Raw genomic sequence first — 14850 nt, 5'->3', positions numbered from 1 at the left:
CCGCGCGACCCGCCTACTGTGGGTGCCGCGGAGTGGCGCGCTTCTGGCGGTTGGCTCGCCATTCCATGAATTCACGGAACAGCCGGGGATCGGCCGAAACGCCGCTCGCCTGCAGATCGTTGGCCTGTGCATTCGCCCCCAGCATCTGGGCGGGCGGTGTATTGCGATCGAGCCAGTCCTGTGCCGTCTTGAATCTTGTCCAGCCCGCGATCGGAGCCAGCGGCGCCACCTCCTGCCATTTCGGGTGGTATGGCGGCCGTTGCAGCGCCTGCATGTTGCTGAAGAAGGCCTCGACGAGCAGAGACAGCCGGCGGTGACGGTCGCTGCCGGCCGGCCAGTTGAACGACGCCAGCACGGCCTCGGCCGCGATCGTGTTCACCGACGCCGAGGCGCCGACGAGGTTCGGATAGTCCTCGGCGGACAATTGCGCCGGCAGATAGTCGTCGTGCAGAGCCTTGTCGTAGTCGACGGGCACGAGATGCAGATTGGGATCGCTGACCTGGCTCAGCCATTGCACCGGCTTGCCCTCGACCGTGATGATCGCGTCGATGTCGCCCTTGCGCAGCATGTCCAGCGCCAGCCGCGGCTCGATATAGAGCAGATGCGGCCTGATCCCGAGGCGCTCGAACACGTTGATCGAGGTGACGAAGGTGCCGCCGTCGGGCAGGTCGACGGCGATGGTCTTGCCGTCGAGCTCGTTCAGGCTGGCGATCGATCTCGGCGCCAGCACGTGCATCTCCTCGTTGAACAGCTTGGCGACATAGACCAGTTGTTCGCGGATATTGTTGGCGAAGTCCTTGCGCTCGAGAAAGGCCAGGGTGTCCTTGCGGATGATGCCGGCGTCGACGCCGCGCAGCAGCAGGATGTCGGCGACCGATTGCACCGAGCCGCGGCCGATCACGGGAAGGATGCGCAGCTCCGTTCCCTTGTCGAGCGCGGATGCGAGGTCCGCGCCCATGTTGGCGTAGGTGCTGCCGAATGAGCCGGTCATCAGCGTGACGGTATTGGCATTCAGCTGGTTGGCCAGATCGCGCTTCGCCGTGCCGTAACGGAAGATGGTCTTGAAGGAATCGCTGACGCTGCCGGGATCGATACCGCTCCGGACCGGACCGAAGCGCTGCCACTTGCCGCCGGTGAACTGCATCATCTGCATCTGCTCCAGCGGCGCGTGATCATGGGTGCTGGTGTTGACGGTGATGCCGGGCGTCAGCATCGGCAATTTGAGGCTCTTCAGGGATGCCGCCTGCTTCATGATATTGTCGCGCGACAGGTCGTCGCCGCAACTCCGCAGCACTGCGACCATCGCGTTTGCCGCGAGGTAGCCGAAGGTCGCAAGACCATTGCTTCTCGGTACGTCGGGCAAATAGCGGTCCATGAAGGCGGACCATTCGCGGTAGGATGGATCGCCCGCAGCCGCGGCCTCCTCGCCCTCGTAGTAATAGCCCGCGGACAAGATGCCTTCGGCATTCTGCAGGCCGGCCGGCTGCATCACGGCGGAGACCGATTCCGAGACCGTCGAGATGATGTGGTCCGGACGCCAGCCGAGCTCGGCCGCGCGGCGGATCGCCATCACGGCGAACTTGGGCGTGGTCACGTCGAAGAAGATGTCGGCGCCGGATGCCTTCAACGTGGCGATCTGCTGATTGACGTTGGCGTCCGTCACCTTGTAGGTCGCTTCTGCGACGATCGGAAGCTTGCCACCCAGGCCGTCCTTCAACCCCTTGACGTAATCCTTGCCGAAATCATCGTCCTGATAGAGAAGCGCGATCTTGCCGCGGCTGTGGGTCTCCAGCAGGTACTGGGCATAGACGTGCGCCTCGGCCTGGTAGCTCGGCTGAAAGCCCATGGTCCACGGAAAGTCGTGGGGCTGGTCCCATTGCGAGGAGCCGGATGCCACGAACAATTGCGGAACTTTGTTGGCGTTGAGATAAGGGCGGACCGCCAGGTTGGGAGCCGTGCCCAGGCTGGCGAACATCAGGAGGACATTGTCCTCCTCGACGAGCTTGCGGGTCATCTCGACCGTCTTCTGCGGCGCATAGCCGTCGTCGTAGGAAATGAAGTTGACGCGCCGGCCGTTAATGCCGCCTTCGGCATTGATCTTGTTGAAGTAGGCCGCGATCGTCTTGCCGATGACGCCATAGGCGAGAGCCGGGCCGCTGTAGGGCATAGTGTTGCCGATGCGAATCTCGTTGTCCGCGGCGACCGCTTGATGTCCGGTCAGCGCCAGCGGAGCGGACAGAGCCAGCGCGAGGCATGCGGCTGCTCGAGGGGGGCTGTTCTTTGCATCCCGTGGTCTGCGACGTCGGCTCCATCTGGCGGCCAAGCAGGCGCGAACTGCAGCATGGATGCCGTTCATCATCAGTCCTCCCATCGATATTTGGTTCTCGGGCGCAGCAGATCGCGGCCGACCGTCTCGCAGGGAGCGGTCGGGGGCGCGTCTCGAGCGCTCCGAGATTTATGCGTTAGCGCGCAGCCGAGATGCGTCGGCTGGCTTCCGGCGATCCTTGCTCCGCAGCCCTGAGATACCAGGCGCGCGCCTTGGCTGCGTCGGGAACGGCACCGAGCAACCGCGATTTCGTCAGTTCGGCCGGGTCATAGGTGCGCGCGAGCAGGAGGGAGGCGTCCGCAATCCCGGCGTCGGAAAGCCGCGTCAGGATCAGGCGCGCGCTGGCGACGTCGCCCGCGGCGAGCAGGTCGCGTCCGCGCTTCATCAGGGCATCGACCTCGTCTCGCGGCAACGGAACGGTCGGGCGAGGCGAGGCCATCGGGAGCGCAGGGGAGGGGGGCGAGACCGTCGGTGCTGCCGCGGCCGGCGCAGGCGACGTGGGCGCCGAGGGCCATGGCCGCATCGTCAGTTCTGTACTGCTGGGAGCCGCGAGCGCGGCGACCGTCTGCGGCGGGTCTTCCTGGGCGACCTTGGCTTCCGCGGGATCGATCTGGGCCAGGCTTTCCAGCACGGCGGTCGGCATGATCGGGCTCTTGCCGCCCGGCGTCGGCCCGCCGTTCTCGAAGGAGACCATGTTGACCACCATCAGGGCGATGGAGGCCGCGATGCCGACGGCGGCGCCGATCTTGATGATGCTGCCCAGCCGCAACGATTTGTCCGGATCCTCCGGCGGCAGGGGCATCACCACGGGATCGAGCTTCGCGCTCCAGGCGCGGTGCACCTCCTCATCGTCGAGGTCAAGGGCCGCTGGCCGCGCCGGCAGGAAGCTTGGCCGGGACACCAGATGATGCGGCAGGGGGACGCCGTCGGCGGGCGGATCGAATGCCGTCGGGCCGGCCTCCGTCTGGCGGCGGCGCGGCGCATATCTGCGGAGCTCTTCGTTCGCCCAGGGCGGCGCTGGTTTCGCCGGATCGTTCTGATCTGGAGCACTCATCACTAGCCTCCTGTCTCCGACGAACGTGTCGTGGGAGATAGCTTCAGGACGTCGGGCGCGCGCGGTCCAACCGAAGCGCGCATGATGCGACATCGGGGACATTGCATCAACGCTTCCGTCGAGACCGACAGGTCCGGTTTCCTTCCGACATGCACGCCATCGTTTTCGCGCGCCCTGGTCACAATCGATGTTGCTTGGTCCCTAAGCTGATCAATGTTCTTGTCGGGAAGGGTGAGTAGGTAAGGCTATTTGATGGAAATTTCCCGGCGCGCCGCATCGGTGATTGCTCGCGATGCGCGAGACCGAGGCCGAGTTCTGCGCTTTGCGGAAAGATCGGCTGGAGTATCAGGATGCCGCAGTCATCTCGACTTTGCCGCGAGGTCAGGGGCTTAGCGGACCGAGGAGTTGCAGGCGCGCCGCGAAACTCTGCAACTCAGGCGAGAAAGGGCGAAAAACAAATGCGGCCGGACAATGCCGGCCGCATTCACATATCCGATCGATTTTTATTCCGCCGCCAACGCGACGGACACACAAGCGGCTTCGATCGCAACGGCAACCGACTGGATGATGGCGGCAAAGCGTACGGCGGTCTGGATCGTGGCCGCGGGCACGCCCGCGTCCTGCAGGACCTTCTCGTGCGAATCGATGCAGGTGCCGCAGCCGTTGATGGCGGACACCGCGAGCGACCACAGCTCGAAATCGGCCTTGTCGATGCCGGGGTTGGCGATGACGTTCATCCGCAGCCGGGCCGGCATCGTCGCGTACTCCTTGTTCGAGGCAAGGTGCACGAAGCGGTAGTAGACGTTGTTCATGGCCATGATCGCGGCGGCCGATTTCGCCGCCGCCAGAGCGGCGGGCGACAGCTGCGCGGCCGCAACCGATTCCAACGCCGCCACGACGCTCGGATTGCGAGTCGCAATCGCGCACGCGACGAACAGGCCATATTTGGCCTGCGGCGACAGCGTCTCGTCGGAGGCCATTGACGACAGGTTGAGCCTGATGTCCTTGGCGAAGTCCGGGATCTGGTCCTTCAGTTGCTCGATCGACATGATCAGGCGACCTTCAGGGTCTCGCCGCCGACTTCGCGGTTGCACGGGCAGAGCTCGTCGGTCTGCAGCGCGTCGAGCACGCGCAGCGTGTCCTTCGGAGCGCGGCCGACATTCAGGTTGGTCGCATAGACGTGCTGGATCGTGTTGTCGGGATCGACGATGAAGGTGTAGCGGTAGGCGACGCCGTCGGGCGAGCGGACGCCGAGGCCGTCGACCAATGCGCCCTTGGTGTCGGCGAATTGCCAGATCGGCAGCTTGTGCAGATCCTTGTGGTCGCGCCGCCAAGCCAGCTTGCAGAACTCGTTGTCGGTCGAGCCGCCGAGCACGACGGCGTCACGATCCGCGAAATCCTTCGCAAGGCGCGCGAACTCGGCGATCTCGGTCGGGCAGACGAAGGTGAAGTCCTTCGGATAGAAGAAGATGATCTTCCATTTTCCGGGGAAGCTGGTCTCGGTCAGGGTCTCGAAGGCGCTCTCGCCCTTCTCTTCCTGAAGATGAAAGCCGGGTTTCACGCCGACGATTTCAAACGATGGCAGCTTGCTTCCGATTCCGAGCATTGGGGCACTCCAAGAAAATTATTGCGCTGCAATAGCGAGGCTCATTGTGCATTGCAAGCGATATGCCATTCGTTTTTAGTAGCAGTGGATTGTCGAAAACCCGACACTTGGCGGCAACATGCTGCAAGTGCGAGGTCGTGGCGATGGGGAGCTTGTGGATGGAGCTGGCTTAGAGCGTCGGCTTCGTGACATTGCGATCGGACATCGAGCGACGACAGCTGGAGCGCGCGCGTCGTCGCCACGGCAAAAGGAGGTTGATGTCCCGCTGAGTCGGAGTGCCATGCGACCTCGTGTTGACGGTCTCGACGGCGGCCGACGTGCAATTTCTTTGTGCGGCCGAAGTGGCAAAATTGACATTATCGCCTTAGTAGCGATGCACGTTTGACCACGGCGACTCCTGAAGCGGCAGCAAGGCGACAAGCCGTCGGCAGATCACGGCGCGGCACGATGCAAGGTGTGGCACAGCGCACAGTGTTGTCAGCTTTTCAGCAGATCGCGTCTGTTATTTCGCCTTGCTGCGCGATGATCTGACCATAGTCTCCTCGCAGATTTTCATCACCATGAGCGAAACTGTCTCGGCATCAAATTCAAGCGCGAGCCTGTCGATCGATCGACAATGATTTCTCGCGACCTCAGCCGCGCTCGCTAGCTGCCTTGGATGGCCATGAGCGGCCAGTCTCCGATGATGCGGAAACGCTGGTGGGCATTGGGCTGGCGGAACAACACAATCCTGTCGATCCGGAGCTCTGTCAGTGACAGTACCGCGAATCTCTCCTGCAGCATCGTCAGGATCGGCCGGCGCCGTTCGTCGGACAGCCGGCAGGTCAGCGTCATGTGGAAGCGGAAATCCTCCATGACATAGGGATAACCCCAACGATCGAGATGATCGCGCTGCCGTGGTGTCAGCAGATCCGGCTTGCGCCGAGCACGGTCGTCGGCGGTCATCGGTGCGCGAAACGGCTCGAAGGCCTGGACACAATCGGCCGCGAACTGCTGCAGGATGGGGGACAGCTCGCCAGGGATCATCGCGATGAATCCGCTGATCGCGTCCACGATCGGACGGATGGCCGGGACGGCTCGCGGCGTGGCCGCGAACTCAGCACAAGCGGCGCAGAGCGCGGCTTCGCTCTCCGCATCCGCCAGCTCGAACGGAGCCTTCAAGGTCGCGTGAAAGCCGTATTTGCGCGGGTCTGCGGTCAGCTCAGCCCAGTCTGGAACCGCGCGGACGATCTCGCTCGGAAAGCTGCGGTCATCGCCGCTCCACGCGTCGTAACCGAGCAGGCTCGCGCCGAATTCCGCCAGGTCGGCTGTCGCTGGTGGAGCATAGTAGATCGCATAGCGCGGAAAATTGGCCATGGTTCGCTACTCCGCCGCCATGGCACGCGCCGGCCGGGCGTTCAGCCGGTCCATCTCGGTGAGATAGACCAGCCGGCCGGACGCGATCACAGCGACGACGCGGGGGCGCAAAGGCATGCGGTCGTCGACCAGAATGATATCGGCGCGGCGGCCCTCGGCGAGCACGCCGCGGTCCGCCAGCCCGGCTGCGCGTGCAGGGCCGCCCGAGATCAGATCCCAGGCGCGCACCAGCGGAAGAACGCCGTCGGCAGCAAGCCGGTACGCTGCCAGCAGCGGCGCGGGATAGTAGTAGTCGGAGGCCAGCACCGAGCAGAGGCCCTTGGCGATCATGTCGCTGGCCTTCGTCCACCCGGTATGGCTGCCGCCACGGACGACGTTGGGCGCGCCGAATACGATCGCGTCGCCCCCTTGAGCGGCCTCGCGTGCAGTCTCCTCGTTGACCGGAAATTCTGCAATGGTCACTCCCTGGCTGCGAAACGCCTTGCGCATGGCCGGGCTGTCGTCGTCGTGCGACAGCATGCGGACACCAGCCTTGCGTGCGATCTCGGCCAGCCGCGCGATCGAGGCCGGAACGGCATCGGCGCGAGCGGCGATGCGCGCGACCAACCGGTCGAACTCAGCGCCGGGCAGGCCGGTGCGGTCGACCATGCGCTGGCGCTTGTGCGGCTTGTCCAGACTCGCCACCGTCGAATCCATGTGATCGTTGAAGGCGAACAGGTCAACGCGCCGGTCGGCGAGCCACCGGCCGATCTCCTCCTCATCGTCGAGATTGAAGGTCTCGTGGCGCAGATGGAAGCGCGTGTCGGCCGCGAGCCGCGGGCGCAGCGCTTCGATCGATTCGAGCAGGCGCCGCGCATTGTCGGCGCTGCGCAGGCCCGGCTCCCATGACCAGGTCGTCGCGTGAAAGACCGTGGTGATGCCATTGCTGATGGCCTGGCGGTCGCTGTCGATCAGCGCGACGTCGGTCGGGAAGTCGACCCCGGCGCGCGGCATCATCTGGCGCTCGAACGCATCGCCGTGGATGTCGACGATGCCGGGGAGCACGGTGAGTCCCTCCGCATCGAGTTCGAGACCCGACCGGCGTCCCGGTGTCCCGATGCCTGCGATCACGCCGCCGGATATGATCAAGGAAGTGTCTACGAGGTCGGTATCGACGAGGCAGCGGCCCCGCGAGATGGAGATATCGGTCATGGGGCGGCACTCTGCCGCACCGCGACGCGCGCGTCGAGGGCAGCTTCGTATTTGTCGAGAAACGCAGTGATCGCGAGCTTGCGGAAATCCGGCAGCGCCGCGCGCAGCGCCTCGTGATTCCAATCCCACCACGCCAGATCCAGCAGCCGCTGCTCGACCTCGCGCGGAAACCGGCGCTTGATCGGCCGCGCCGGATTGCCGGCGACGATGGTATAGGCCGGAACGTCCTTGGTCACGATGGCTCCGGCCGCCACGACCGCGCCGGTGCCGATGTTGCGGCCCGGCAGCACGATCGCGCCATGGCCGATCCAGACATCGTGTCCGATCTGGACATGATGCTCTCTCCGCCAGGCGAAGAACTCCACATCGTCGGGCTCTCCTGGAAAATAGGCGCTGGCGCGATAGGTGAAATGGGCCTGCGTCGCCCGCTGCATCGGGTGGTTGCCCGGATTGATCCGGGTCATCGCCGCGATCGAACAGAACTTCCCGATCGTCGTGTAGGTGATCTGGGAATCGTTGACCACATAGGAGTAGTCGCCCATCGTCACCTCCTGCAGGATGGTGCGGGCGCCGACCTCACAATAGGCGCCAAGCGTCACGTCCTGGAGCTTGGCCGAAGGGTCAACGGTTGGTTCAATTGAAAGCGACTTGCCGGCCATCTCACGTCCTGACTCTACTCTCTACATCTGTGAAGGTGTCGGATCTCCCCTATGACAGGCGCGTGACATCTGCATGACTGCGACCGGCGTGTGGACGAGTGCGGCGCTGCGGTGTCGCTGTCACATAACTGTAGAATCCAGACGCTAGCGATAGGCCAGAGCGAGGCGTCTGGAGAATTCAATGCTGGTGGTGGATGGCCTGACGTGCCGTTTTGGCATGAAAGCCGCAGTCGACAATGCATCCTTCTCAGTTGCACCCGGCAGCTTCGTCGGCGTGATCGGGCGTTCCGGCGCCGGCAAGTCGACCTTGCTGCGGTCCATCAATCGTCTGAGCCCGGTGAGCGGCGGCCGCATCCTCTTCAAGGATCTCGACGTGACGGCGCTGCGCGGCCGCGATCTGCGGCAGTGGCGTGCGCGCTCGGCGATGATCTTCCAGCAGTTCAATCTGGTCGGCCGATTGGACGTGCTGACGAACGTGCTGATGGGGCGACTCGCCGAAATCCCGTCGTGGCGCTCGCTGGCGCAGCTCTGGCCGGCGGAGGATGTCGCCATGGCGCTGTCCGCGCTCGAGCAGTTCGACATGGCCTCCCTCGCAGCGCAGCGCGCCGATCAGCTCTCGGGCGGGCAGCAGCAGCGCGTCGCGATCGCGCGCGCGATGGTGCAGAACCCCGAGATCATTCTCGCAGACGAGCCGATCGCCTCGCTCGATCCCCGTAACACCAAGATCGTGATGGACGCGCTGCTGCGCATCAACAAGCATTTCGGCATCACCGTCGTCTGCAACCTGCATTCGCTCGATCTGGCGCGCAGCTATTGCGATCGCCTGATCGGCATGGCGACCGGACGGATCGTGTTCGACGACGTGCCGTCGGCGCTGACGGCGCAGATCGCACGTGAGCTCTACGATCTCGAGGCGGACGAGGTGATGGGTTCGATCCATCCGGCACCGGCGGCAACGGTGCCGGCACTCGGCGAAGCCGCCGTGGCCTGAGACGCGGATTTCTGCAAGCTCGAGCTTCCGCATGGCGCGGGGGCGAGACCTGTTCCTTACTGCAACAAGAGGGCATGTTATGATCAATCGTCGCATCGTTCTGGCGGGCGTCGCTGCGCTGGCTTTCACGGCCTCGGCGTCAGCCGAGGACTGGAAGGCGAAGTATCCTGAGCTGACCTTCGCCGTGGTCCCGGCAGAGAACGCTTCGGGTGTCACCGAGCGCTGGACGCCTTTCGTGAACTATCTCTCGAAAGAGCTGGGCGTGAAGGTGACGCTGCGTATCGCCAACGATTACGCGGCCGTGATCGAAGGTCAGCGCGCCGGCAACATCCACATCGCGAGCTATGGCTCGGCGTCGTTTGCCCGCGCCCGGCTCACCGGCGTCAAGACCGATGCCTTCGCCAACGACATCAACTCCGACGGCAGCACCGGCTATTATTCGGTGTTCTTCGTCAAGGCGAGCAGCCCGTACCGGAAGGTCGAAGACCTCAAGGGCAAGAATCTCGGCCTCGTCGATCCGAACTCAACGTCGGGCAACAACGTGCCCCGCTTCGAGCTCAACAAGATGGGCGTGACCGACGCCGAGACGTATTTTGGCAAGGTTGTCTTCACCGGCAGCCACGAGAACGCGGTGCTGGCCCTGTCCCAGGGGACTGTCGACATCGCGGCCAACCAATGGACGAGCGACAACGATTCGACGTTGGCCCAGATGCTGACCAAGGGCATGCTGAAGAACGCTGACGGTTCGCCGATGAAGAAGGACGACTTCCGCATCATTCACAAGTCGGCGCCGATCATCAACGGCCCCTACGCCTACAACACGGACCTGCCGGACGATCTGAAATCGGCGATCGCCAAGGCCTTCTTCGATGCGCCGATCAAGGACAAGGCCGCCTTCGACCGTCTCTCCGACGGCCAGAAGAAGGGCTTCCACCCTGCCACGACGAAGGACTGGGACGGCACGATCGACCTGATCAAATTCGTCGACAGCCTGCGCAAGAAGGCGTCCTGATCGACGATCCATCGATGGTAAGCCGGGTCCCGTGGGGCCCGGCTCGTCCGTTGAAGAATCCCTCACACGTCCGAACCAAGAGCAGCACGAGCCCGATGGCTGTTGCCGTTTCGATCCTCCCAAGCCAGCAGCTTGCGGCTCTGAACGAGACCTATCGGCGGGCCGTTTCGCGCCGTCGATTGCGTCTTGCCCTGTCCGCCATGGTATTCCTGGCGGTGCTCTTCGCCGCGGCCATCGGTGCCGAGGTCAATCTGCGGACGTTCTATACCTACTTCGGCAACTTCATCAGCTACTTCGATCGCATCTTCACGCTCGACGACGGGCAGCGGGTCTGGACCAATCTGCCCGAATGGTTCTGGGGCTTCAAGAAGTGGATCAAGCTGCTGGCAGAGACGCTGCTGATCAGCTACGTCGGCACGATGGCCGGAATGCTCGTCGCATTCGGTCTCAACTTCCTCGCCGCCGAGAACACCTCGCCCGCGCCGTGGATCCGCTTCACGGTGCGCCGGCTCCTGGAATTCGCCCGCACCGTTCCGAGCGTCGTGTTCGCCCTGATCTTCGTCATTGCTTTCGGGCTTGGGCCGATCCCGGGCGTGCTCGCCATCGCCCTTCATTCGAGCGGTGCGCTCGGCAAGCTGTTCTCCGAGGTCGTTGAGAATGCCGACATGAAGCCGGTCGAGGGCGTGCGCGCCACCGGCGCGAGCTGGCTGTCTTGCATGCGATTTGCCGTGCTCCCTCAGGTTATTGCGGGTTTCTCCAGCTACACCTTGCTGCGCTTCGAGATCAACGTGCGCGAGGCTTCCGTGATGGGCTTCGTCGGCGCTGGCGGCATCGGCCAGGAGCTCGTGGTCGCGATCCGCAAGTTCTACTATTCCGACGTCAGCGCCATACTCGTCATGATCGTGGTCACGGTGTTCCTGATCGATATCGGCACCGGCTGGCTACGCGGCCGCCTGTTCGGCTCGGAGGCCCGCACATGAGCATCTCCGGCTCACCGGACGCGAAGCAGCTTGCCGAGCGCTACCCGCATATTTTCAATCGGTCCCTGTCCGCACGTTTCGCAACGCCGGTCGTGCTGCTGCCGGCTCTGGCCATCTTCGTCTTTGGTCTCGTCGATCTCGACTTCTCGCCGTCGCGGATGCTGTCCGGCCTCGGCCAGCTCGGCTGGATCGCGCGAATGATGCTGCCGCCAGATCCTGGCTCGTCGCTTCCGATCTATCTCAAGGCGCTCGGCGAGACGCTCTCGATCGCGGTGCTCGGCACCACCTTGGCGGCCGTCTTCGCGCTTCCGGTCAGCCTGCTTGCGGCCAGGAATATCGTCCCGTCGGCCGTCTTCCGCTTTCCGGTGCGTCGCCTGTTCGACACCATTCGCGGCGTCGACACGCTGATCTGGGCGCTGGTCTGGATCAACGTCGTCGGCCTCGGGCCCTTCGCCGGCGTGCTGGCGATTGCGGTTTCGGATTTCGGTGCGCTCGGCAAGCTGTTCTCGGAGGCGATGGAGAGCGCCGACCGGAAGCAGGTTGAGGGCGTGCGTGCGGCCGGCGGCAGCGCGTTGCACGAGATCCGCTTCGGCCTGCTGCCGCAGGTTCTTCCGGTGATTGCCGGCCAGGTGCTCTACTTCATCGAATCCAACACGCGCTCGGCGACGATCATCGGCATCGTCGGCGCGGGCGGCATCGGGCTACAACTGGCCGAGCAGATCCGCGTGCTGGAATGGCAGAAGGTGTCGTTCCTGATCCTGATGATCCTGGTGGCGGTGGCCGCGATCGACTGGATCTCGGGCAAGCTGCGCTTTGCGATCATCGGTCGCCGCGCCGTCGCTTGAACGTCGCGGCATCTGAAGGTTGCGATCGTTCGTTGACGAACGATCAAGGTGCGGCTTTGGCTGTGTGCACTGCACTTTCTGTCGCAAATCCTTCATGTGCGGCCGTTAGGGGAAGCTCCGGAACTGGCCGCCGTGCCAGGGAATACGGAGTCTGTCTTCATGAAGGTCACCCGCCTCGTTCTCGCTCTTCTCGCGCTGTGTGTTGCCGCGTTGTGGCAGCCGGCCAAGGCCGCGGACGTCATCTGCTACAACTGCCCGCCGGAATGGGCCGACTGGGCCTCGATGCTCAAGGCGATCAAGACCGATCTCGGCTACGACATTCCACACGACAACAAGAACTCCGGCCAGGCGCTGGCGCAGATCCTCGCCGAAAAGAGCAACCCCGTCGGCGACATCGGCTATTTCGGCGTCACCTTCGGCATGAAGGCGAAGGCGCAGGACGCGCTTGAGGCTTACAAGCCCGCGAACTGGGATCAGGTCCCCGCCGGCTTGAAGGATGCGGATGGCTACTGGACTACGATCCACTCCGGCACGCTCGGCCTGTTCGTGAACAAGGACGCGCTCGGTGGCAAGCCTGTTCCGGCCTGCTGGAAGGATCTGCTCAAGCCCGACTACAAGGGCATGGTGGGCTATCTCGATCCGAGCTCGGCGGCCGTCGGCTATGTCGGCGCCGTTGCCGTCAACCTCGCGCTCGGCGGTTCGCAGGCCGATTTCGAGCCGGCCCTTACGTTCTTCAAGGATCTGCGCAAGAATGATCCGATCGTGCCGAAGCAGACGTCCTATGCGCGCGTCGTCTCGGGCGAGATCCCGATCCTGTTCGACTACGACTTCAACGCCTACCGCGCGAAGTATACCGAGAAGGGCAATTTCGAGTTCGTCATTCCCTGCGAGGGCTCGGTGGTCTTCCCCTATGTGGTCGGCCAGGTGAAGAACGCGCCCGACAAGGACAAGGCGAAGAAGGTCATCGACTATCTGCTCTCCGACAAGGGCCAGGCGATCTGGACCAATGCCTATCTGCGTCCGGCGCGCCCGATCGAGCTGCCGGAATCGGTGAAGAACAAGTTCCTGCCGGACAGCGACTACGCTCGCGCCAAGAGCGTGAACTGGGGCGATATGGAAGCCGCACAAAAGGGCTTCGTCGACCGCTACCTGTCCGAGGTTCGCTAAAGGAGCGCCGCGCCTCCGCCGGAGACGATCCGGCGGAGGTGCACTTGATCACATGTCGCACAAATCCTTCGTCCGGCTCTGTTTGCTGCCCCTGGGAGCCGTCACCTCTGCATTCTTCCTGTTGCCGATGGCGAGGCTGCTCGTCACCGGCGCCGAGGGACCGCACGGTCTGGCCGAATATCTCGCCATCATCCTCGAGCCGCGCTACCGCGCGACACTTCTCAACACGCTGACGCTGGCGGCGGCCACCACGATCGCGACCCTGGTCATTGCGACGATCGCCGGCCTGTTCCTGCAGCGTCACCGGTTTCCGGGCCGCGCGGTCCTGGTCGCGATCCTGACGTTTCCGCTCGCGTTCCCGGGCGTCGTGGTCGGCTTCATGATCATCCTTCTGGCTGGCCGCCAGGGGATGATCGGGGAGGTCTCGTCCCGGCTCACCGGCGACAAGCTCGTATTCGCCTATTCGATCTACGGGCTGTTCCTCGGTTATCTCTATTTCTCGATTCCGCGGGTGATCCTCACGATTATGGCTGCCGCGCAGAAGCTGGACCCCGGTTTGGAGGAGGCGGCCCGATCGCTCGGCGCGAGCCCCTGGGCCGTGCTGCGCGACGTGATCCTGCCGGCGCTGACCCCGGCGCTGATCGCGTCCGGCGCGATCGCGTTCGCGACGGCGATGGGTGCGTTCGGAACGGCATTCACCTTGGCCACGAACATCGACGTGTTGCCGATGCTGATCTACACGGAGTTCACGCTGGCCGGAAACCTGGCCACCTCGGCGGCGCTCTCGGTCGGCCTTGGCCTGATGACCTGGCTGATGCTCGCATTGGCGCGCTCCTTCGCCGGCAGCTCGGTGGCAGCGGCAGGGTAGGCACGTGCGCGACAGAGTCATCTTCATCCTTCAACTACTGTTCACACTTCTGGTCGCCGCCTTCCTGGCCGTGCCGGCCGGCCTTTCGATCGCCGCGGGCGTGACCGTCAACTACTTCCGCGGCATTCAGTCCGGCGTGACGCTGCAGTGGGTGGCCCAGGTCTGGGAGCTCTACGCGGGCACGATCATGGCATCGATCCTGATCGCGCTGGGCACGCTGGCGGTCACGCTCGTGGTCGGTGTTCCCGCTGCCTACGCGCTCTACGTTCGCGGCGGACGGCTGGCGCGGCTGGTCGAGGAGATCATCACCTTGCCGCTCGCGATTCCCGGGCTCGCCATCGCGCTGGCGCTGCTGCTCACCTATGGTGGCTTCGGCAGCTTCCGTCGCTCATGGCTGTTCATCCTCGCCGGCCATGTGATCTTCACGATGCCTTTCATGGTGCGCTCCGTGATGGCTGTGTTCGCGACCATCGACGTCAAGTCGCTCGATGAGGGCGCCGCGTCGGTCGGAGCCGCGCCATGGCGCCGCTTCATCGATGTCATCGTTCCCAATGCCGCGCCGGGGATCCTGGCCGGCAGCCTCATGGTGGTGACGCTATCCCTCGGAGAATTCAACTTGACTTGGATGTTGCATACGCCGCTGACCAAGACGCTGCCGGTCGGCCTCGCCGACAGCTACGCATCGATGCGGCTGGAGGTCGCATCCGCCTACACGCTGATCTTCTTCGTCATGATCATCCCTCTGCTGGTGGCCATGCAATGGATCGGCGAGAGAGGGAGCCTGCGGTGAGCCCG

The 14850-nt window shown here is 64.0% G+C and carries 14 protein-coding genes; 7 read left to right on the top strand and 7 right to left on the bottom strand.

Going from position 1 to position 14850, the window contains the following annotated elements; all coding sequences use genetic code 11:
- Positions 1–13: 13 nt before the first annotated feature.
- The 7 genes from QX039_RS04185 to QX039_RS04155 form a co-directional block, all read right to left on the bottom strand.
- Positions 14–2359 carry an ABC transporter substrate-binding protein gene (locus tag QX039_RS04185; RefSeq protein WP_315740995.1) on the bottom strand — a complete coding sequence of 782 codons (2346 nt, stop codon included), beginning with the start codon at positions 2357–2359 and terminating at the stop codon, positions 14–16.
- A gap of 103 nt (positions 2360–2462) precedes the next feature.
- Positions 2463–3380, bottom strand: coding sequence for a sel1 repeat family protein (locus QX039_RS04180; protein WP_315740996.1), 918 nt, complete (start codon positions 3378–3380; stop codon positions 2463–2465).
- 503 nt (positions 3381–3883) lie between these two features.
- Positions 3884–4429, bottom strand: coding sequence for a carboxymuconolactone decarboxylase family protein (locus QX039_RS04175; protein ID WP_315740997.1), 546 nt, complete (start codon positions 4427–4429; stop codon positions 3884–3886).
- A gap of 2 nt (positions 4430–4431) precedes the next feature.
- Entirely contained in the window at positions 4432–4986 is a 555-nt protein-coding gene (locus tag QX039_RS04170; RefSeq protein ID WP_315713058.1) for a peroxiredoxin, read from the bottom strand.
- Positions 4987–5631: 645 nt separating this feature from the next.
- A complete protein-coding gene (locus QX039_RS04165) occupies positions 5632–6342 on the bottom strand; it encodes a DUF1045 domain-containing protein (protein ID WP_315740998.1) in 711 nt (236 codons plus the stop codon).
- Between the two features lie 6 nt (positions 6343–6348).
- On the bottom strand, positions 6349–7533 hold the full coding sequence (locus QX039_RS04160) for an alpha-D-ribose 1-methylphosphonate 5-triphosphate diphosphatase (protein WP_315740999.1): 1185 nt from the start codon (positions 7531–7533) through the stop codon (positions 6349–6351).
- Positions 7530–8192, bottom strand: a complete 663-nt coding sequence (locus QX039_RS04155) for a chloramphenicol acetyltransferase (RefSeq protein ID WP_315741000.1) — start codon at positions 8190–8192, stop codon at positions 7530–7532. Before QX039_RS04155 ends, QX039_RS04160 begins: the two co-directional genes overlap by 4 nt.
- Before the next feature lie 181 nt (positions 8193–8373).
- Between QX039_RS04155 and phnC the strand changes: the two genes are divergently transcribed.
- The 7 genes from phnC to QX039_RS04120 all read left to right on the top strand — a co-directional run bounded on the left by phnC (position 8374) and on the right by QX039_RS04120 (position 14845).
- Positions 8374–9183, top strand: a complete 810-nt coding sequence (phnC, locus tag QX039_RS04150) for a phosphonate ABC transporter ATP-binding protein (protein WP_315741001.1) — start codon at positions 8374–8376, stop codon at positions 9181–9183.
- A 79-nt stretch (positions 9184–9262) separates the two neighbouring features.
- Positions 9263–10195: a phosphonate ABC transporter substrate-binding protein gene (phnD, locus tag QX039_RS04145; RefSeq protein ID WP_315741002.1), complete on the top strand. Its 933-nt coding sequence runs from the start codon at positions 9263–9265 to the stop codon at positions 10193–10195.
- 95 nt (positions 10196–10290) lie between these two features.
- Entirely contained in the window at positions 10291–11175 is an 885-nt protein-coding gene (phnE, locus tag QX039_RS04140) for a phosphonate ABC transporter, permease protein PhnE (protein WP_315741003.1), read from the top strand.
- On the top strand, positions 11172–12020 hold the full coding sequence (gene phnE / locus QX039_RS04135; protein ID WP_315741004.1) for a phosphonate ABC transporter, permease protein PhnE: 849 nt from the start codon (positions 11172–11174) through the stop codon (positions 12018–12020). The genes phnE (QX039_RS04140) and phnE (QX039_RS04135) overlap by 4 nt, the downstream gene beginning before the upstream one ends.
- Positions 12021–12179: 159 nt before the next feature.
- Positions 12180–13187: an ABC transporter substrate-binding protein gene (locus tag QX039_RS04130; protein WP_315771535.1), complete on the top strand. Its 1008-nt coding sequence runs from the start codon at positions 12180–12182 to the stop codon at positions 13185–13187.
- A gap of 52 nt (positions 13188–13239) precedes the next feature.
- The gene (locus QX039_RS04125) at positions 13240–14055 is read left to right on the top strand and encodes an ABC transporter permease (protein WP_315741006.1); all 816 of its coding nucleotides are present in this window, start codon (positions 13240–13242) and stop codon (positions 14053–14055) included.
- A gap of 4 nt (positions 14056–14059) precedes the next feature.
- Entirely contained in the window at positions 14060–14845 is a 786-nt protein-coding gene (locus QX039_RS04120; RefSeq protein ID WP_315741007.1) for an ABC transporter permease, read from the top strand.
- Positions 14846–14850: the final 5 nt, after the last annotated feature.

The sequence above is a fragment of the Bradyrhizobium sp. SZCCHNR1043 genome, from assembly GCF_032489675.1.
GTDB lineage: Bacteria > Pseudomonadota > Alphaproteobacteria > Rhizobiales > Xanthobacteraceae > Bradyrhizobium.
Note: the sequence above shows the minus strand (reverse complement) of the source record. Positions and strands in the feature narration are given on the sequence as shown.

Excerpts from the sequence above, each read along its gene's own strand:
- QX039_RS04165 (WP_315740998.1), bottom strand. The coding sequence starts at position 6,342 with ATGGCCAATTTTCCGCGCTATGCGATCTACTATGCTCCACCAGCGACA.
- phnE (WP_315741003.1), top strand. The coding sequence starts at position 10,291 with ATGGCTGTTGCCGTTTCGATCCTCCCAAGCCAGCAGCTTGCGGCTCTG.
- QX039_RS04180 (WP_315740996.1), bottom strand. The coding sequence starts at position 3,380 with ATGAGTGCTCCAGATCAGAACGATCCGGCGAAACCAGCGCCGCCCTGG.
- QX039_RS04130 (WP_315771535.1), top strand. The coding sequence starts at position 12,180 with ATGAAGGTCACCCGCCTCGTTCTCGCTCTTCTCGCGCTGTGTGTTGCC.
- QX039_RS04125 (WP_315741006.1), top strand. The coding sequence starts at position 13,240 with ATGTCGCACAAATCCTTCGTCCGGCTCTGTTTGCTGCCCCTGGGAGCC.
- QX039_RS04160 (WP_315740999.1), bottom strand. The coding sequence starts at position 7,533 with ATGACCGATATCTCCATCTCGCGGGGCCGCTGCCTCGTCGATACCGAC.
- QX039_RS04170 (WP_315713058.1), bottom strand. The coding sequence starts at position 4,986 with ATGCTCGGAATCGGAAGCAAGCTGCCATCGTTTGAAATCGTCGGCGTG.
- QX039_RS04155 (WP_315741000.1), bottom strand. The coding sequence starts at position 8,192 with ATGGCCGGCAAGTCGCTTTCAATTGAACCAACCGTTGACCCTTCGGCC.
- phnD (WP_315741002.1), top strand. The coding sequence starts at position 9,263 with ATGATCAATCGTCGCATCGTTCTGGCGGGCGTCGCTGCGCTGGCTTTC.
- QX039_RS04185 (WP_315740995.1), bottom strand. The coding sequence starts at position 2,359 with ATGATGAACGGCATCCATGCTGCAGTTCGCGCCTGCTTGGCCGCCAGA.
- phnC (WP_315741001.1), top strand. The coding sequence starts at position 8,374 with ATGCTGGTGGTGGATGGCCTGACGTGCCGTTTTGGCATGAAAGCCGCA.
- QX039_RS04175 (WP_315740997.1), bottom strand. The coding sequence starts at position 4,429 with ATGTCGATCGAGCAACTGAAGGACCAGATCCCGGACTTCGCCAAGGAC.
- phnE (WP_315741004.1), top strand. The coding sequence starts at position 11,172 with ATGAGCATCTCCGGCTCACCGGACGCGAAGCAGCTTGCCGAGCGCTAC.